Origin of the sequence: Pseudomonas aylmerensis (assembly GCF_001702265.1) — a bacterium.
Classification (GTDB): Bacteria; Pseudomonadota; Gammaproteobacteria; order Pseudomonadales; family Pseudomonadaceae; genus Aquipseudomonas; species Aquipseudomonas aylmerensis.
Map to the genome: position 1 here is coordinate 40310 of NZ_MAUE01000047.1, position 18481 is coordinate 58790.

The following is an 18481-nucleotide window of genomic DNA, read 5'->3' on the forward strand; positions in this document are numbered from 1 at the left end:
ATGGCCCGTGGGGTTAACAAAGTCATATTGGTCGGTACATGCGGCCAGGATCCCGAAGTTCGCTACTTGCCTAACGGTAACGCCGTGACCAACCTGAGTCTGGCGACCAGCGAACAGTGGACCGACAAGCAGACCGGCCAGAAGGTCGAGAAAACCGAATGGCACCGTGTATCGATGTTCGGCAAGGTCGCCGAGATCGCCGGTGAGTACCTGCGCAAAGGTTCGCAGGTCTACATCGAAGGCAAGCTGCAGACCCGCGAGTGGGAAAAAGACGGCATCAAGCGTTACACCACCGAAATCGTGGTCGACATGCAAGGCACCATGCAACTGCTGGGCGGCCGTCCACAGGGCGACCAACAGGGCCAGGGCGGCATGTCCAACTCGGCACCGCGTCCACAACAGTCGCGTCCGCAGCCAAGCCAGCAGCCACAGCGTGAGTCGCGTCCAGCGCCACAACAGGCCGCGCCGCAGCCTGCGCCGGATTTCGACAGCTTTGACGATGATATCCCGTTCTAAGGTTTAAGCACCGCAACGAGCAAAACCCCCGACGGCGCAAGCCTCGGGGGTTTTTTATTGCCGTTTGTCAGGCGTCTGTCGAGGCCGCTCGCACCACCATTTCCTTGAAGCGTTGCAGCACTGCCGAGCCATCACCCACCCGCGTCGCCAGATGCAAGGGCGCCACCAGGCTGCGGCACTCGCTCAACTCCCGGTAGACGATGCCATCCCCGCGCAGGCGCTGCATCGACGCCGGCACAATCGACACCCCAAGGCCCGCAGCCACCAGGCTCAACGTGGCGGTCATGCGCGGGGCTTCCTGGACCACCTGCGGACTGAACCCCGCTTCACGGCAGGCCACCAGGATTGCGTCATACAACCCCAGTCCGACACGCCGTCGATAGAGCACGAAAGACTCGGTGGCCAGCGCAGACAAGGGCAGGGGGATGTCAAAGTCGATCGCCAACGGATGATCGGTCGGCAGCGCCAGCAACATCGGCTCCACCAGGATGGGCTCGTCCTGCAATGATTGCGTGCCACTGAGCGGTGAGCGGATAAACGCCGCGTCGAGTTTTTCATGCGCCAGCGCGTCCAGCAGTTCGCCGGTTCCGGCTTCCTCCAGTACGACCGAGACTCCCACGAAGGTTTCCCGAAACAGCCGCAGCACACTCGGCACAAACGGGTGCAGGGCCGCTGAGCTGGTAAAGCCGATGGCCAGGCGCCCGCGTTCTCCCCGAGCGGCGCGACGCACGACATCGGCGACACCGTCGACGCGCGCCAGCACCTCGCGTGCTTCATCCAGCAGGGCCAACCCGGCCGGGGTCGGCCGCACGCCGCGTGGCAGGCGTTCCATCAGCATCACGTCCAATTCGGCTTCAAGGCTTTGCAGCAAGCGCGTCAACGGTGGCTGCTGCATGCCCAGGCGTTGCGCAGCGCGGGTGATGTAGCCTTCTTCGGCAATGGCAACGAAGGCTTTGAGTTGGCGAAGCTCCAGCATAGGAATACTTTTGAGGTATGGGAGGTAGCCAATCCTGGCATTTGTTCTCATGGCTCACAAGAATTAGGCTGTAGCCAACCTCAAAAAGAAGGAAAGCCGTGATGACCTGGTCAGCCAAGCAGTACACGATGTTCGAACAGCAGCGCACTCGTCCTGTCCGTGACCTGGTCGCGGCCATTCCGAATACTGAGGTGCGCAACGCCGTTGACCTGGGCTGCGGCCCCGGCAATTCCACTGAAGTACTCGCCGAGCGCTTCCCGCAGGCGCATGTCACGGGCATGGACAGCTCCGATGACATGCTGGTCGACGCCCGCAAACGGCTGCCGGCGTTAAGCTTCGAACTGGCGGATATCGGTGCCTGGCGCCCTGCACAGGCTTTCGATGTGATCTTGGCCAATGCCTCCCTGCAATGGCTGCCGGACCACGCCACACTCTACCCGCATCTGGTCAACCAACTGACGCCCGGCGGCACGCTGGCCGTGCAGACGCCGGACAACCTCGACGAACCCGCCCACCGGCTGGCCCGCGAGGTGGCTGCCGACGGCCCATGGGCGGCCAGGATCGGTGCGGTCAAACACAATGAGCGGCACAGCGCGAACTACTATTACGAGTTGCTGAGCAAACACAGCACCGTGGACGTGTGGCGCACCACGTACCTGCATCCACTGGCCGACCATGCGGCTGTGGTGGAGTGGTTCAAGGCCTCGGCGTTGCGGCCGTTTCTGGCGCCGTTGACCGACGAAGAAAAGGCCGCCTTCCTACGTGAATATCAGGCGCGAATTACCCAGGCTTACCCAGCCCTGGACGATGGCACCGTGTTGCTGCCATTTCCGCGCCTGTTCATCATCGCCACGCGCTGAGGCACTCCACGCGAGTGGCGGTTACGCGGCCGCCGCTTGTGCCTGCAAATACTCCTGTGCCGACACCACGCCGGCATAACCAAACGCCAACGATGCCATGTAGGTGTCATGCACGTGCGCCGCCGGGATCACCTTGCCATTGAATTCCAGGTCCCGCGTGGCGCAGGCGTCATGGATCAGTGTGACCTTGTAGCCCAGGTCCGCCGCCGCTCGCACCACCGCATCAATGCACATATGGCTCATGCTGCCGACCACCACCAACTCCGTGATGCTGCGTTGTTCCAGCAGTGCGCGCAGGTTGGTCTCGCGAAACGCATTGACGAAATGCTTGAGCACCACCGGCTCGCTGCCCTCATTCAGCACCTTGGGGTTCAAATAAGCGCCCTCGGAGCCCGGGGTGAAGAAGGGCGCGTCATCCGAGGTAAATTCATGGCGCACATGAATCACCGCATCGCCCGCCCGGCGAAAGGCCTGGAGCACCTGCGCGGCCTTGTCTGCCGCGGCTTCCACGCCGTCGAGCGGCCACTTGCCCTGGGGGAAGTAGTCGTTCTGGATATCGATTAGGATGAGCGCTTGCTTGGCCATAGGTGTTGCCTCGTGATGGGTTGATGGGGCCAGTATGTTAGCTGGCGCCGGCGCGCGGGATTGGCTGCACCGACAATAACAGGGGGAAAACTGACAATGGCGGTTGTGGAGCTGGGCGTGTTGATCTACCACGGTGCACAGTTGGCGGCTGTCCACGGCCTGACCGATTTGTTCGGGGTGGCCAACCGGATTGCTGCCGAGCATCAATCCGCGCAACTGCCGTTGCTGCGGGTCAGCCACTGGCAGGTGGATGCCCATGGCACGCCTGCGCGGGTATTCGACACTCACCCCGGCCCTGAGCAACCGATGATGGCCCTGCTGGTGCCGCCTTCAATCGGTGAGTTCAGCGAAGAACAGGCACCGCCCGCGCTGCTCGAGTGGATTCGCCAGCAACATGCGGTGGGCACAGTGCTCGGTGGTGTGTGCATCGGCTCAATCATGCTGGCGCGCAGCGGCCTGTTGGACGGGCGCAGCGCCACCACCCATTGGTCCTCCGCCAGTGCCTTCGCCACACGGTATCCGGCGGTGCGCCTGGAGGCCGATAAACCTATCGTCGATGACGGCGACCTGATCACCACTGCCGGGCTGATGGCCTGGTCCGAACTGGGCCTGCGCCTGGTCGATCGCCTGATGGGCCCGAGCATCGCCGCCGGTACCGCGCGCTTCCTGGTGATCGAACACAGTGACAGCGCCAGCCAATGCGGCAGCAACTTTGCGCCGATCCTGGGGCACGGCGACAGCGCGATCCTCAAGGTGCAGCATTGGCTGCAAGCCAGTGGCGCAGTGGACGTGTCGGTGGCGGCGATGGCGCAGGAGGCGGGCCTGGAAGAACGCACCTTCCTGCGGCGGTTTCGCGCCGCCACCGGCTTGAAACCCACCGAATACTGCCAGCACCTGCGTGTCGGCAAAGCGCGGCAGATGCTCGAGTTCACCAACGGCACCATCGACCATATCGCCTGGACCGTGGGCTACCAGGACCCCAGTGCATTTCGAGCCATCTTCAAGAAGATCACTGGTCTGGCCCCCAGCGATTATCGCAACCGTTTCGGCGTGTGAATCGTGCAGAACGCCGCAGCATCAAGGCGGCGTCGTGCAGAATCAAACAGGCCAACTGCCATCGCTTTTTCGACAACCGGTTGATTTCACTCGCATCCTCTTTGAAAGCACCTTGGCCTGATCCCTGCAACCTTCCCACTACACACATGGCGGGAAGGCCAAGGGGGACGCATGACCCCGAAGAATCGCAAGAAACTCGTAGTTGCCCACTCCACGCGGGAGGGTGCGCCACAGCATGAGGTGGAAACCAATCGTGCGCTGGCGCGCTGGCTGGCGCAGATCCTCGGGCTGAAGTTCGGCGGCAGCTATGACCCCGACCAGCACGCCGACCGAGCCCTCTACCTGTTGCCCACGCAGACCCTGGTCGGCGCGGCCCAGGCCCGCGCGCTGAACGTCAACGGCCCCGAAGACCTTTGGGGCGGCTATGTGGATCACGACTTCATCTGCACCAAAGCCATCAGCCATGGCGTTTTGGGCCCGGATGCGGTGACCCCACCCGGCTGGTCGCCATTGTTCTGCGAGCGGGTACGCGACGTCGTGCTCGACGGCCTCAGCGTATTTGCCCTGCAGGATGCACGCGAAGCCGCGACACGCTTGCTCTACAGCGGCCCGATTCGCTTGAAACCGGTGCATGCCTGCGCCGGGCGTGGCCAGGAAGTGATCCGCAGTCTCGACGCGTTCGATGTGGTGCTGGCGCGACCGAACGCCGCGCAACTGTTTGAGAGCGGCGTGGTGCTGGAGCAGGACTTGCACGACGTCATCACCCACAGCGTGGGCCAGAGCTTTATTGGCGAGCACGTGCTCAGTTATTGCGGCGAGCAGTTCCTGACACAAGACGCACACGGCGAAGAGGTGTACGGCGGTTCCGATTTAATCGTGGTCCCGGGCGACTACGAAAAGCTGCTCGCCCTCGCGCTGCCGGACGACGTGCGCCAAGCCATCGAACAAGCACAAGTTTTCGACGCGGCCGCCGATGAGGCCTACCCTGGCTTCTATGCCTCGCGGCGCAACTACGACATCGCCCAGGGCCTGGACAGTGACGGCCAGCGCCGCAGTGGCGTGCTCGAACAATCCTGGCGCATGGGCGGGGCCAGCAGCGCGGAAGTCGCGGCGTTGCAAAGCTTCATCAACCACCCCGGCCTGCGCGCGATCCGGGTGTCCTCGGTGGAAACCTACGTGGAGCAGGCGCTGCCCGCCGATGCCATCGAGGTGTACCGCGGCCCGGCGGAAAACAGCGAGTTTCTTCTCAAGTACGTGACGGTTAAATCTTATGACGGCTAGAAGCGAAAGCATTGCGATCGATATCGACGACGAACAGATGAGCGCCACCTTCCTGAGCCCCAAATCCAAAGTCCCGGGCGTGTTGTTTGTGCACGGCTGGGGCGGTAGCCAGGAGCGCGACCTGGAGCGTGCCAAAGGCATCGCCGGCCTCGGCTGCGTGTGCCTGACCTTCGACCTGCGGGGGCATGCCGGCACCGGTATCCCGTTGTCGCGCGTTACCCGCGAAGACAACCTGCGCGACCTGCTGGCAGCCTACGACCGGCTGCTCTCGCACCCGGCCATCGACACCTCGGCAGTGGCGGTGGTGGGCACCAGCTACGGCGGTTACCTGGCGGCAATTCTGACCTCGTTGCGCCCGGTGCGCTGGCTGGCGCTGCGTGTGCCAGCGCTGTATCGCGATCAGGAATGGCTCAAGCCCAAGCGCGATTTGGACAAGGCCGACCTGATGGATTACCGCAGCACGCTGGTTCACGCTGAGACCAATCGCGCGCTGCATGCCTGCGCGCAATTCACCGGGGATGTGCTGATCGTCGAATCGGAAACCGACGACCATGTGCCCCATGCGACCATCATGAGCTACCGCGCGGCCTGCCAGCAGACGCACTCGCTGACTCACCGCATCATCGATGGCGCGGATCACTCCCTTAGCGATCCAGTGTCCCAGCAGGCCTACACCTCGATCCTGGTGGACTGGATTACCGAGATGGTGGTGGGCGAGCGGTTGAGCATTATCCAGTCTCAATAGGGGGGCTTTGGATCGCTATCGGCGGCAAGCCGATACCTACAGGGGGACGCATCGCAAATGTAGGCGCTGGCTTGCCAGCGATAGCGATCCTCTCGGCAACATCTCTCTCAAGCCGGTGTTTTCTTCACCCGCAACGCCTTGGCCTTCGCCTCGACACCGACGTACATCACCAGAGCGATCAGCAGCGGCAGAATAAAGTAGATCGCGCGGTAGGCAATCAGCCCGGCAAGCAAACTGCCGCGCGAGGCTTCATGTTGCAGCAGGGCAATAAACACCGCCTCCAGCACGCCCAGCCCGGCGGGGATATGCGTGATCACGCCGGCAATCGCGCTGATCAGTAACACGCCGAGCACGAGCGGGTAATCCAGTTTCGCCGGCAGCAAGGTGAAAATCACCGCTGCCATCAACGACCAGTTCAACGCCCCCAGCGCCAATTGCAGGCATGCCATGCGTAGCGACGGCAGGTTGATCTCGATCCCGCGAATCGACCAGGCGCGCTTTTTCGAAAACTGGCAGGCCGCCAGATACCCCAGGCTGGCCAGGACCAGCAACACACCAATGCCCTGCAATGCACCGCTGCTGACTTTCCACCCTGGCGGCATCGTCACCAGGCCGCTGCTGAACACCACCCCGGCCAGGGCCATATAGCCAAACCAATTGGTGGCCAGGCTCAGGCCGAGGATCTTGGCGATGTTGCCAGTGCTCACCCCCAGCCGCGAATACAGCCGATAACGCATCGCGATGCCGCCGACCCAGGCGCTCAGGTTGAGGTTGAACGCATAGCTGATGATGCCCACTGGCAGGATCTGTTTCCAGCGCAGGGGCTGACGGATGTAGGTGCGGCCGATCAGGTCGAAGCAGGCGTAGACGACAAAGCTGCACGCTGTCAGCCCACCCGCGATGATCAGCGTGCGCACCTTGAAATTGCCGAGGGTCTCGAACACCTCGCTCCAGTCGATGCGCCGAGCGAGCAGGGTGAACAGCACGATCAACAACAGGAAGAACGCGACAGTCAGCGGTTTCTTCCAGCGCGCGAATCGAGAACCGCTGGCTTCAGACGTCATGGGGCGAACGCTCGAAAGGTTTCAGGCGGGGCTTGTGCGCCGGCAACCAGCCCGTCAGCGCGGGGAAGTGGCGCATCACATGGAACACCAGGAAACCCACGGTCAGCCGCCACAGCCACAGGCGCGGCTTGCGGTTTTCCGGCATGGTCCGGCAATGCGTGTCAGCGAGTACTTCCAGGCGCTCGTAGAGCTGCTGGTTGAAGGCGCGGTCACGAATCAGCACATTGGCTTCCAGGTTCAACGACAGGCTCAGCGGGTCGAGGTTGCTCGAACCGACGGTGCTCCATTCGTCATCCACCAGCGCGACCTTGCCGTGCAGCGGCCGCTGGCAATACTCGTGAATCACCACACCGTCCTTGAGCAGGTAGTCGTAGAGCATGCGCGCAGCCAGTTTGGCCAGCAGCACGTCAGGCTGGCCCTGCATGATCAGTTGCACGTGCACGCCACGGCGCGCGGCGTTACGAATCTCGCGCAGCAGGCGGTAGCCGGGGAAGAAATACGCGTTGGCGATCACCACACGTTTCTGCGCCTTGCTCAGGGCGTGGATATACGCCTCTTCGATGTCGTCGCGATGCTGGACGTTGTCGCGATAGATCAGGCGCACCAGGCCTTTGCCTTTCTCGGTGGCCCACAGCGAAGGGCGTTGCTGGCGCCGGCGCCAACCGCGGCGTGTACGGACCTGTCGACCGCTTTGCGCGAGGGCGAAATGATGCAGGTCGGCCACCGCCGGGCCCGTCACCTGCACCGCGTAATCCTGCTTGGCCTCGGGGCCGAAATCGCCCAGATGGTCGGCGGAAAAATTGATCCCGCCGATAAACGCCACGGTCGCATCCACCACCACAATCTTGCGGTGCAGGCGGCGAAACCAGTTGGTGCGGATGCCCAGTGTCTTGGACGCCGGGTCAAACATCTGCACCGTCACTCCTGCCTCCGCCAGCTCACCGAGAAACCCCGGGCTCAGCTCGCCGCAGCCAAAACCATCCAGGCTTACGACCACCTTGACCCCGCGTTGCGCCGCCTCGATGAGGATGCCCTGCAGCTCGTGGCCGACCTTGTCTTCGAAGAGGATAAAGGTCTCCAGCAGGATCTCCCGATGCGCTTCACGCATCGCTTCGAAGACCCGAGGGAAATACGCCTCGCCGTTCTCCAGCAACTCGACCCGGTTGTCGCTCTGCCAGCCGTAATCCAGGTCGCGGGCCTTGGCTTCATCCGGCGGCTGATCGGTAGCGATGTGTTCCACGGCAACGTTCATAGCTCAATCTCCACCGACAGGGGCGCGTGGTCTGACAAATGTGACCAGGGGCGGGCAGTGAGCACTCGCGGGTTATGCACCTTCACGTTGCGCACATAAATGCGGTCCAGCGGCAGCAATGGCAGGCGCGCCGGGAAGGTGCGTGCGGGTTTGCCGTGGGTTTCGATGAACACTTCCTTCAGGCCGCTCTGGCTGAGGTCGGCACGCTGGCGCCAGTCGTTGAAATCGCCGGCAACCACCAACGGTGCATCGTCCGGAATCTCGCGGATGCGCTGCTCCAGCAAGCGCAATTGCTGCTGGCGATGCACCTCGCGCAGGCCCAGGTGAATACAGATGGCGTGCACCTCTTGGCCGGTGCCCGGCAGGCGCAGCACGCAATGCAACAGGCCACGGTTTTCATGCCCGCTTTGCGAAATGTCGAGGTTGTCGTAGCGCACGATCTGGAATTTCGACAGCAGCGCGTTGCCGTGGTCGCCATGCGGGTAGACCGCGTTGCGCCCGTAGGCGAACTGCGGCCAGATGCTGTCGGCGAGGAACTCGTACTGCGGCATGTTCGGCCAGTCGCTATAGCGCTGGGGATGGCGCTCGTGGGTGCCATGGATTTCCTGCAGGAACACCATGTCGGCACCGATACTGCGCACCGCTTCACGCAACTCGGGCAGGATGAAACGCCGATTCAGCGCAGTGAAGCCCTTGTGAATATTCACCGTCAACACGGTAAAACGCGTTATCGCGGTGGTGGGGGCGATGGGTACCCATTCCGGCTGTGTCATGGCAACACCCCGGGTTCAGGCAACTTGCCGGGTTCGGTGAGGAGGTGCTTATCCAGCCCGAAACGCCCGAGCAACTGACGGGCATCGAAGGGCGCCCGCACCTTGATGTCGTTGTCGAAAAAACAGAAGACCTCGCGCTGCTTGCGCGCGGCGGGCTTGCGCTGCGGGTCGACCAGGTGCGCATCCGCCGGCTGCTTGCCGTGTGCCCAGCGCTCGATGCGATTACCCCAGCGCTCGAGGGCTTCATCGGTGTAGCCGCTGGCGTACAGCTGCTTGTCGCCATGCAAACGCAGGTAGAGGAAATTGGCGGTGACGTCTTCGAGGTACGGCCACTTGCCGGCGGTGTCCGCCACCACCAGGGCCACGCCGTACCGAGCCAGCATCTGCACAAACTCAGGCACCGCAAAACTCTTGTGCCGGATCTCCACCGCATGACGCAGGGCGCGCTTGCCATGAGCCTGCAGGCTCGCCTTGCCGTTCAGGCGTGCCTCATGCTGGCGGGCGAGGGTCGCGGCTTGCACCGTGTCAGTGGGCAAGTCGGCGAGGAAGGCTTCGAACAGCGCTGGGTCGAAGGTGAAGCTGGGCGGAAATTGCCAAAGGATGGGGCCGAGTTTTTCCTGCAGCTCCAGTACCCCGGAGGCGAAGAAATTCGCCATTGGCTTGTGCACCTCACGCAGGCGCAGGATATGCGTGATATAGCGCGGTGCCTTGACGCTGAACATGAAGTCTTCAGGGGTGTCGGCGTACCACTCGGCGTAGCGCTTGGGGGTTTGCAGCGCGTAGAACGAGCCATTGATTTCAATGCTGTTGACGGCACGTGACGCAAACTGCAACTCGCGTTTCTGGGTCAGCCCCTCGGGGTAGAAATCCCCGCGCCAGGGCGTGTAGCGCCAGCCGGAAATGCCGATATGAATCGCCGCCATGGTGACTCCCGTGAATGGTGGGTCGAGTGACCTCCGTTCTGGAATGACTGCGCTATTTGCGCGAAAGTTTCCACGGTCCTACAGACGGCACCCGCTAAAACTGTGGGAGCGGGCTTGCTCGCGAAGGCAATCTGTCAGCAATGAATTCATCGACTGACCCACCGCCATCGCCGGCAAGCCAGCTCCCACATGGGGTTGAGGCGTGGCCGAATCAGTGCCCGGAAAAAACTGTGGGATTGAAGGTGTTGCCGGATCAGCGCCCGGTAAAAAACTGTGGGAGCGGGCTTGCTCGCGAAGGCAATCTGTCAGCAATCAATTCATCGACTGACCCACCGCCATCGCCGGCAAGCCAGCTCCCACATGGGGTTGAGGCGTGGCCGGATCAGTGCCCGGAAAAAACTGTGGGAGCGGGCTTGCTCGCGAAGGCAATCTGTCAGCAATCAATTCATCGACTGACCCACCGCCATCGCTGGAAAGCCAGCTCCCACATAGGATTGAAGGTGCTACCGGATCAGTGCCCGACCACACTGCGTGTCGAACTCTCGGGATACACCGGACCAAGGCGGTCCAGCCGGCCACTCCACGCGGTCAGCGCCAGGGCCACCAGCACCACCAGCCCGCCAATCCACGCCGTGTGGATCAGGCCCATATGGGCCACGATCAATCCACCCGCCCAGGCACCACCGGCGATTCCCAGGTTGAACGCGGCGATATTCAGCCCCGACGCCACGTCCACCGCATTCGGCGTGTGATGTTCGGCCTGGCGCACCACATACACCTGCAGGCCGGGCACGTTGCCGAAGGCGACCGCGCCCCACACCAGCACGGTGGCCAGGGCCAGCCAAGGATTGCTGGCGGTCATCGTCAGGACAAACAGCACGGCCGCGAGCAGGGCAAAGATGATTTTCAACGCGCTGATCGGGCCGCGTTTATCCGCCAGCTTGCCGCCCCAGATGTTCCCGGCCGCGACCGAGATGCCATACACCAGCAGCACCAGGCTGACCGTGCCGGCGCTGAAGCCGGAGATGTCCTGAAGGATCGGCGCCAGGAAGGTAAACGCGATGAACGAGCCGCCGTAGCCGACGGCTGTCATTGCGTACACCAGCAGCAAACGCGGTTGCTTGAGCACTTGCAGTTGTTGCAGCAGCGACGCGGGTTTGCTGTGGGCGATGTGCTTGGGCACGTAGATCAGGCTGCCGATAAACGCGATCACACCCAGGGCGGACACGGCGAGGAAGGTTTCGCGCCAGCCGAAGTGCTGGCCGATAAAGGTGCCCAGCGGCACACCCGTGACCAGGGCGACGGTGAGGCCGGTAAACATGATGGCAATTGCGCTGGCGGCCTTTTCCTTGGGCACCAGGCTGGTGGCGATGGTCGAGCCGATCGAGAAAAACACCCCGTGGGCCAGGCCGGTAACGATCCGCGCCAGCACCAGCGATTCATAACTCGGCGCCTGCCATGCCAGCAAGTTGCCAAGGGTGAACAGCACCATCAGCGACAGCAGCAGGAGTTTGCGCGGCACCTTGCCGGTGAGCGCGGTCAGCACCGGCGCGCCGATGGCCACGCCGAGGGCGTAGAGGCTGACCAACAGGCCGGCGGACGGCAGGTCGACACCCAGGTCGGCGCCGATGGTGGGTAACAGGCCAACGATGACGAACTCGGTCGTCCCGATGGCGAAGGCGCTGAGGGTCAGCGCGAGCAAGGCAATGGGCATGGCTGCAACTCCGGTGGGTTTCATTCAGGAGCGCAGTGTCTGGTTTTGGCCTGTGCGGAAAAAGCCAGGGATCGGCATTTGATATTTGCCTGCAGGTCAAAGATCTCGGAACAGGGGAACGATCAGGGTTCAAACCCGTCAGTTCCTTACACACCCTGTTGAAGGAGGCCCGGCGTTTTGCTGAATCTCAAGACTGCATTACTGCTCGGCGCGTTGCTGTTTTGTGCCAGCGGCGCACTGCAAGCCGCGGCCACCGCGCCTGAACCCGAAGCGCCGGCCAAGCCGGAATTGCTCGTCGAAGGCGGCCTGCTCGGTGCCATCAGCTCCAGCATCGATGACGTGCAGGAGAAGCTCGACCTCAATCAGAACCTGATCGATGAATGGCGTTTGCGTGCCGACCGCGCCGCGGATGAAGTCGGCCGGCTGGTCGATCAGACGGCCGAGCGCTCGCCGTGGAGCGTCGCCGGGGATTTCCTGTTGCTGTCGGGGGTGTGGATAGGCGCCTTCGCGGTGTTGACGTTGCTTGCGCGCTTCAGCGTACGGCGCCTGAGCCAGCGCACGTTCATTCAGCAGCGCAAGCGATTGCAGGCGGTGCTCGGGTATGTGCTGCCCTACACGATCCCCGCGCTGATCTGCCTGCCGCTGACCCTCTACGTCAGCCATTTTTTACCCACCTCTATCGGCCGCGCGCTGGCGCTGTGTTTTGCCTACGCCACCAGCAGCGGCATCTTCTCGACCTCGATGCTGCTGTGCGTCATCGTGATGTTCAACGTAGGGCACAAGCGCCCGGCGGTGCAGATCATTCGCGATTACTGCCCCAAGCCGCTGTTCCTGATCGGCTTCCTCGCCGCCCTCAGTGATGCGCTAACCAGTCCGCAGATCGCCCGTCAGCTCGGTGGCAATATCACCAGCAGCATCGCGGTGTTTACCGGCCTGTTTGCCGCGGTGATCTTCGGCGTGCTGGTGGTGCGCCTGCGCCGTCCGGTGGCGCACCTGATCCGCAACCGCCCCTTGGCCCAGCGCCTGAAACACCCGGCGCTGCAACAGTCGCTGCGGGTGTTTTCGGGGCTGTGGTACTGGCCGATCCTGTTGATGGTGCTGGTCTCGGCAATCAACCTGATCGGCGCCGGCGACGACAACCAGAAGGCCCTGCGTTGCGCGCTGTTCACCACCATCCTGTTGATCGGCACGGTGTTCCTCAGCACCGTGCTGCAACACCTGTTCAAGTCGCGCAGCCAGGTGGCGATCCAGCGCAGCAGTGCCTACAAGGAGCGCTTCCTCAGCCTGCTGCACGCGATCCTGCGCATCGCCATGGCGATCGCCTTTATCGAAATCCTCGGGCGTATCTGGGGCGTCTCGCTGTTCGAATTCGCCCAGCGCAATTCGGTGGGCCGCGCCATCAGCGACTCGCTCAGCAGCATCGGCCTGATCCTGCTGGTGACGTGGCTGTTCTGGGTGGTGCTCGACACCGCGATCCAGGAAGCGCTGAAGCCACCGGTGAACAAACGCTCCAGCCGTCAGCCCAGCACGCGGGTCAAGACCATCCTGCCGCTGCTGCGCAATGCGGTGAAAATCATCCTGGTGGTGATCTGCGCGATCACCACCATGGCCAACCTGGGCATCAACGTCGCGCCGCTGCTGGCGGGTGCCGGTGTGGTCGGCCTGGCGATTGGTTTCGGCTCCCAGCAATTGGTGCAGGACGTGATCACCGGCCTGTTCATCATCATCGAAGACACACTGTCCATCGGCGACTGGGTGGTGCTCGACTCCGGCCATGCGGGCACCGTCGAAGGCCTGACCATCCGCACCCTGCGCCTGCGCGACGGCAAGGGCTTCGTGCACTCGGTGCCGTTCGGGCAGATCAAGGCGGTCACCAACCAGTCACGCCAGTTTGCTTATGCGTTCTTCTCGGTGCAGTTCACTTACGACACCGATGTGGATAAGGCCGTGGAGCTGATCCGCGAAGCCGGGCAGTCGATCCGCGACGACGTGTTCCTCAAGTACAACCTGCAAGGGCCGCTGGAGGTGTTTGGCGTCGACAAGATGGACCTCAATGGCGTGGTACTCACCGCGCAATTCCGCACCGTGTCGGGTGGGCAATATGCAGTCAGTCGCGCGTTCAACCAGCGCCTGAAAAAGCTTGTGGATAACTGTGATGAGGTGCACTTCGCGCAGACTTATCCACAGCAGGTGCTGCTGCCCAAGCGCACAGCCCCAGTGGATGAGCCGGATGACGAAGTGCCGGCGTCGGTGGTGCTGACGGAGCAGCCGCGTACCCAGTGATTGATGTCGCCCGGGCTGGCCTCATCGCGGGCAGGCCCGGCGCCCACATTGTCGACCGTGTGAACTCGTTCAAATGTGGGCGCTGGCTTGCCTGCGATGGCGTCAGACCAGGCATCCCTAATGCCTGATCAACTTCTCCTGCACCGCCTGCGGGTCCACCTCCAGCAACACCTGCTGCTTGCCCGCGACCATCACCGCCGCCGGCAACCCATCGCGGTACACAATCCGATTGCCGCTGACCGCCGGCACTTTGCTGCCGGGCAACAACGTGCCTACCAGGTTCAGCGGATCGGCCCCGCACACGGCAATCAGACTCCCATCATGCGGGCGCCGTCGCACCTCACGCAGCAGCGGGATTGCTTCCGGCAACGCAAACTGTTCCCCCGCCAAGCCACTGACAAAGCGCCCGCCGCGAATCTCCCCGCGCGCTTCCAGCCGATGGAACGTGCGCAGCAATTCGCGCCAGCTCGGTAACCAATCCGCCTCGCGCTCCAGCAGCCGCCAGAACACCACGCCGTAGCGGCGCAGCAAGGTCATCGCCACATGCTCCAAGGTCTCTGCCGAGTGCGCGCCGGCGGCGGTCGCCGGGCGCCGGATCAGCGCCCAGCGCCCGGCATCGTCCATGCCGCCGACAAACGCCCCACGCCCGCGCCGGCTGCTGCGCGCCTGGCGTTTGCTCGCCGGCGTGGTCAACGCCCGCAGCCCGGCAAAACTGTCGGCATTCACCAGGCCGGCACCGACCAGTTCCTGCAAGGCGCCTTCCAGTTCGCTGCGCAGCAGGTGGGCTTCGTGCACCAACTCATCAAAAAACAGCGCGCCATGTTCGCGCAGGGCCAGGTGGACTTTCTGCGCCTTGGGCGACAGCGTCGTGCTGTCGGTGGGTTCGGTCAGCCCGCTCCACAGCGGCACCTGGCTGCGCGGCAACAGCACCACCGGCGTGCTGCGCAGGGCGATGGCGCTGGCCTTGTTGCTCAAGCGCGTCCACACCAGCTTGCCGCTGCGGCACAACTCATCGAGCCAGGTCGAGGAATAATCCTTGAGCCGCGCGCTGAGCAAATCAGTGTCCCAGGCGGACGTGGCAGCGGCGTAGCCTTCGAACTGGCCGACGATCTGCGCCAACATCGCGCTGCCCTGGCCTCGGGTGCTCTCGGACAAGTGCTGCCAATCGAACAGGAAACGCATGAAGTCCTGCAGCGCCACCGGCTCGATTTCCCGGCGCAGGCGCTTGACCGTGTAGCGATGAATGCGCGCCAGCAGGTGGCGTTCGCACCATTGCTCTGCGTCGGCGCCAGGGCTGAAACGCCCACGCAGCACGTAGCCTTCCTGCTCCAGGCGGGCCAACGCCTGCGTGACATCAGCCTCCGGCAAGGCCAGGGGCGCGGCGATCTCGATCAAGGTCAGCGGACCGAAGCCGCCAAGGCGTGCGCGCAGCACTTCCACCAGCGCTTCGTCGTAGGTCCAGAGCTCATCGAAGCCCGGGAGCAGCGGCAAGCCGTTGGGATAAATCGCCTGCAAACAGCTCAGGCGCTCGACCGCCACCCACAGGCCGTTGTGCAATGCAGAGGCGCGCCCGCCCTTGGCCAAGGCGTGCAGCCACTCGGCCCATTGCGGCGTGACTTCGTGAGCGGCGATGCAGGCCAGGCTCATCAACGCCTCATGCATTTCATCCAGGTTGTGGGGCGCTGGCCAGGCTTCTTCGCGGACCCCGGCGATAGCGTCCGCATCCAGTGCGCCAAGGTCGTCGGTGCTCTGCGGGTCGCTCCAGCGCCGGTTGAGCACGGCCTGGGTGCGGCGTTCTTCCAGCGGGGCATCGTCGAGAAAAGTGTAGGGGCGCGCACTGAGGATTTCCGCGGCCATCGGCGAGGGCGCCGGCAGGTCACGGCTGATCAAGCGCACGTCGCCGCCCTCCATGCGCCGCAGCAGGGCCAGCCAACCGTCGCCGTCCATGGCTTCGTGCAGGCAGTCATCGAGGGTTTGTTCCACCAGCGGATGCGCGGGCACTTCGCGTTCGCCGGCAAGGTTTTCCAGGCAGGCGATCTGGTCGGGGAACACGCTGGCGATCAGGTCTTCGCTCTTCATGCGCTGGATTTGCGGCGCGACCTTGCGCCCGCCGGTATAACGCGGCAGCGCCAGGGCCACGCCGGCATTCCAGCGCCAGCGCACGCCGAACAGCGGCGCGTCCAGCACCGCCTGGATCAGCAGGTGTTCGGCGCTGTGGCTGTTGAGATAGCGCCACACTTCGTCCAGCTCGAAACTGTGGCTGGTGGACAGCGACAGCACGATGGCATTTTCGCTGGCCGCCGCCTGCAGCTCGAAGTTGAACGTACGGCAAAAACGCTTGCGCAGGGCCAGGCCCCAGGCGCGGTTGATGCGGCTGCCGAACGGCGTGTGGATGATCAGTTGGGTGCCACCGGACTCGTCGAAAAACCGCTCCATGATCAACGTGTCCTGGGACGGCAGCGCACTGAGAGCCAGGCGCGCACGGGCCAGGTAGTCGAGGATCTGTTCGGCGCTGGCGCGGTTCAGGCCGAGGGTGTCGGTGAGCCAGTCCTGCGCCGGTTGCAGGTTACCGGGGCTGGCGCTGAGCAGCGAGTCCAACTGCCCCTGCAAACGTGCCACGGCCGCCGACAATTCTTGGCTGCGCCCCGGTGCCTCGCCGAGCCAGAACGGAATGGTCGGTGGCTGGCCGTGGGCATCTTCGACGCGCACCTTGCCGGCCTCGACCCGCAAAATCCTGTAGGACGTGTTACCGAGCTGGAAGATATCCCCGGCGATACTTTCCACCGCGAAGTCTTCGTTGACGCTGCCGATGTTCAGGCTCTGCGGCTCCAGCAACACGCTGTAGTCGGCATTGTCCGGGATGGTGCCGCCGCTGGTCACGGCGGTCAGCCGGGCGCCCCGGCGGCCGCGCAGGGTATGGGTCACGGCGTCGCGGTGCAGGTAGGCGCTGCGGATGCCCTGGCGACCGTTGTAGCCGTCGGCGAGCATCTGCAGCAGCGCCTGGTAGTGGCGCTCATCCAGTGCGGCATACGGCGCGGCGCGGCGGATCAGCGTCAGCAGCGCCGCTTCCGACCACTCCTGGGCGCTGACCTCGGCGATGATCTGCTGGGCCAGCACGTCCAGCGGCGCCACGGGAATGTGCAACGTGTCGAGTTCACCCCGGCGTACGCAGTCGAGCAGGGCGGCGCATTCGATCAGGTCATCGCGGGTGGTGGCGAACAGACGGCCCTTGGGCGTACCGCCAACCTGGTGGCCGGAGCGCCCGACCCGTTGCAGAAAGCCGTTGATGGACCCTGGCGAGCCGATCTGACACACCAGGTCGACGTCACCGATATCAATCCCCAGCTCCAGCGAGGCGGTGGCGATCAGCACTTGCAGCGCGCCGGCCTTGAGCCGTTGCTCGGCGTCCAGGCGCAGTTCCTTGGCCAGGCTGCCGTGGTGGGCGGCGACGGCATTCTTGCCCAGGCGTTCGCTCAAGTGCCGGGCCAGGCGTTCGGCCAGGCGCCGGGTGTTGACGAAAATCAGCGTGGTGCGGTGTTCGCGGGCCAGCGCAGCGAGGCGATCGTAGACCAGCTCCCAGACATCATTGGCCATCACTGCCGACAGCGGCACCGGCGGCACTTCGATATCCAGGTCGCGGGGGCGGGCATGGCCGATGTCGACGATGTCGCACGAGCGGCCCGTGCCGACCAGAAAGCGCGACACGGCCTCGATAGGCTTCTGCGTGGCCGACAGGCCGATGCGGGTCAGCGGTTCGCCGCATAAACCCTGCAGGCGCTCCAGGCTCAAGGCCAGGTGACTACCGCGCTTGCCGGCGGCGATCGCGTGGATTTCATCAACGATCACCGTGCGCGTGCTGGCCAGCATTTGCCGGCCGGAGTCGGAGCCCAGCAGCACGTAGAGCGATTCCGGGGTGGTCACCAGGATATGCGGCGGGCGCTTGCGCATCAGCGCCCGGTCTTTTTGCGGGGTGTCGCCGGTGCGTACGGCGGTGCGGATCACCAGCGGCGGCAAGTCCATGGCCTGCAGGTGCTCGGTGATCCCGGCGAGCGGGGTTTGCAGGTTGATCTGGATATCGTTGGACAGCGCCTTGAGCGGCGACACGTACACCACCAGCGTTTCGTCCGGCAGTTGCCCGCCGTGGGCCAGGCCCTGATGGACGAGGTCGTCCAGCACCGCCAGGAACGCGGTCAGCGTCTTGCCCGAGCCGGTGGGGGCGGCGATCAGGGTCGAGCGGCGTTGACGGATCAGCGGCCATGCCTGGGCCTGCGCGCTGGTCACCGAAGGGAAGGTGCTGCGGAACCAGGTGCTGACGGCGGGGTGGAAGCCGTCCAATACCGTGTCCGTTGATTCGGGAAGGTTCATGACTCTTATATGCAACCCATGAGGTCAAGTTGCAACCCCCGCACTTTATCCGTGACGGTTGCGCTACAAACCCGCAAAATGCAACGAT

The 18481-nt window shown here is 63.8% G+C and carries 14 protein-coding genes; 6 read left to right on the forward strand and 8 right to left on the reverse strand.

From position 1 onward, the window contains the following. On the forward strand, positions 1-516 hold the full coding sequence (locus BBG20_RS30045) for a single-stranded DNA-binding protein (RefSeq protein ID WP_003232445.1): 516 nt from the start codon (positions 1-3) through the stop codon (positions 514-516). Positions 517-583: 67 nt separating this feature from the next. Here BBG20_RS30045 and BBG20_RS30050 read toward each other — a convergent pair whose 3' ends face one another. Then, the gene (locus tag BBG20_RS30050; RefSeq protein WP_065909936.1) at positions 584-1492 is read right to left on the reverse strand and encodes a LysR family transcriptional regulator; all 909 of its coding nucleotides are present in this window, start codon (positions 1490-1492) and stop codon (positions 584-586) included. Positions 1493-1593: 101 nt separating this feature from the next. On the opposite strand from BBG20_RS30050, the gene tam reads away from it, so the two are divergent. Continuing rightward, the gene (gene tam, locus BBG20_RS30055) at positions 1594-2352 is read left to right on the forward strand and encodes a trans-aconitate 2-methyltransferase (protein ID WP_065909938.1); all 759 of its coding nucleotides are present in this window, start codon (positions 1594-1596) and stop codon (positions 2350-2352) included. Positions 2353-2373: 21 nt separating this feature from the next. On the opposite strand, the gene BBG20_RS30060 is transcribed toward tam, so the two are convergent. After that, on the reverse strand, positions 2374-2937 hold the full coding sequence (locus BBG20_RS30060; protein WP_065909940.1) for a cysteine hydrolase family protein: 564 nt from the start codon (positions 2935-2937) through the stop codon (positions 2374-2376). A 96-nt stretch (positions 2938-3033) separates the two neighbouring features. Here BBG20_RS30060 and BBG20_RS30065 point away from each other — a divergent pair, with 96 nt between their 5' ends. The 3 genes from BBG20_RS30065 (at position 3034) to BBG20_RS30075 (ending at position 6019) form a co-directional block, all read left to right on the forward strand. Further along, complete coding sequence (locus tag BBG20_RS30065) at positions 3034-3993, forward strand: GlxA family transcriptional regulator (RefSeq protein WP_065909942.1); 960 nt, start codon at positions 3034-3036, stop codon at positions 3991-3993. Between the two features lie 171 nt (positions 3994-4164). Beyond that, positions 4165-5274 carry a DUF3182 family protein gene (locus tag BBG20_RS30070; RefSeq protein ID WP_065909943.1) on the forward strand — a complete coding sequence of 370 codons (1110 nt, stop codon included), beginning with the start codon at positions 4165-4167 and terminating at the stop codon, positions 5272-5274. Continuing rightward, positions 5264-6019 (forward strand): alpha/beta hydrolase family protein, encoded by a 756-nt coding sequence (locus BBG20_RS30075; protein ID WP_016969461.1) that lies wholly within the window; start codon positions 5264-5266, stop codon positions 6017-6019. The genes BBG20_RS30070 and BBG20_RS30075 overlap by 11 nt, the downstream gene beginning before the upstream one ends. Before the next feature lie 107 nt (positions 6020-6126). Here BBG20_RS30075 and BBG20_RS30080 read toward each other — a convergent pair whose 3' ends face one another. The 5 genes from BBG20_RS30080 to BBG20_RS30100 form a co-directional block, all read right to left on the reverse strand. Next, the gene (locus BBG20_RS30080; protein ID WP_065909945.1) at positions 6127-7083 is read right to left on the reverse strand and encodes a lysylphosphatidylglycerol synthase domain-containing protein; all 957 of its coding nucleotides are present in this window, start codon (positions 7081-7083) and stop codon (positions 6127-6129) included. Continuing rightward, a complete protein-coding gene (gene clsB, locus BBG20_RS30085; RefSeq protein ID WP_065909947.1) occupies positions 7073-8335 on the reverse strand; it encodes a cardiolipin synthase ClsB in 1263 nt (420 codons plus the stop codon). Before clsB ends, BBG20_RS30080 begins: the two co-directional genes overlap by 11 nt. Beyond that, a complete protein-coding gene (locus BBG20_RS30090) occupies positions 8332-9108 on the reverse strand; it encodes an endonuclease/exonuclease/phosphatase family protein (protein ID WP_065909948.1) in 777 nt (258 codons plus the stop codon). Before BBG20_RS30090 ends, clsB begins: the two co-directional genes overlap by 4 nt. After that, the gene (locus tag BBG20_RS30095; RefSeq protein ID WP_065909949.1) at positions 9105-10031 is read right to left on the reverse strand and encodes a DUF72 domain-containing protein; all 927 of its coding nucleotides are present in this window, start codon (positions 10029-10031) and stop codon (positions 9105-9107) included. The genes BBG20_RS30090 and BBG20_RS30095 overlap by 4 nt, the downstream gene beginning before the upstream one ends. Before the next feature lie 511 nt (positions 10032-10542). Continuing rightward, positions 10543-11745, reverse strand: a complete 1203-nt coding sequence (locus BBG20_RS30100) for an MFS transporter (RefSeq protein WP_065909950.1) — start codon at positions 11743-11745, stop codon at positions 10543-10545. 177 nt (positions 11746-11922) lie between these two features. Between BBG20_RS30100 and BBG20_RS30105 the strand changes: the two genes are divergently transcribed. Next, positions 11923-14028: a mechanosensitive ion channel family protein gene (locus BBG20_RS30105; RefSeq protein WP_065909951.1), complete on the forward strand. Its 2106-nt coding sequence runs from the start codon at positions 11923-11925 to the stop codon at positions 14026-14028. Between the two features lie 117 nt (positions 14029-14145). Here the strand turns inward: BBG20_RS30105 and BBG20_RS30110 are convergent, their stop codons facing one another. Further along, the gene (locus BBG20_RS30110; protein WP_065909953.1) at positions 14146-18393 is read right to left on the reverse strand and encodes a DEAD/DEAH box helicase; all 4248 of its coding nucleotides are present in this window, start codon (positions 18391-18393) and stop codon (positions 14146-14148) included. Between the last annotated feature and the right edge of the window lie 88 nt (positions 18394-18481).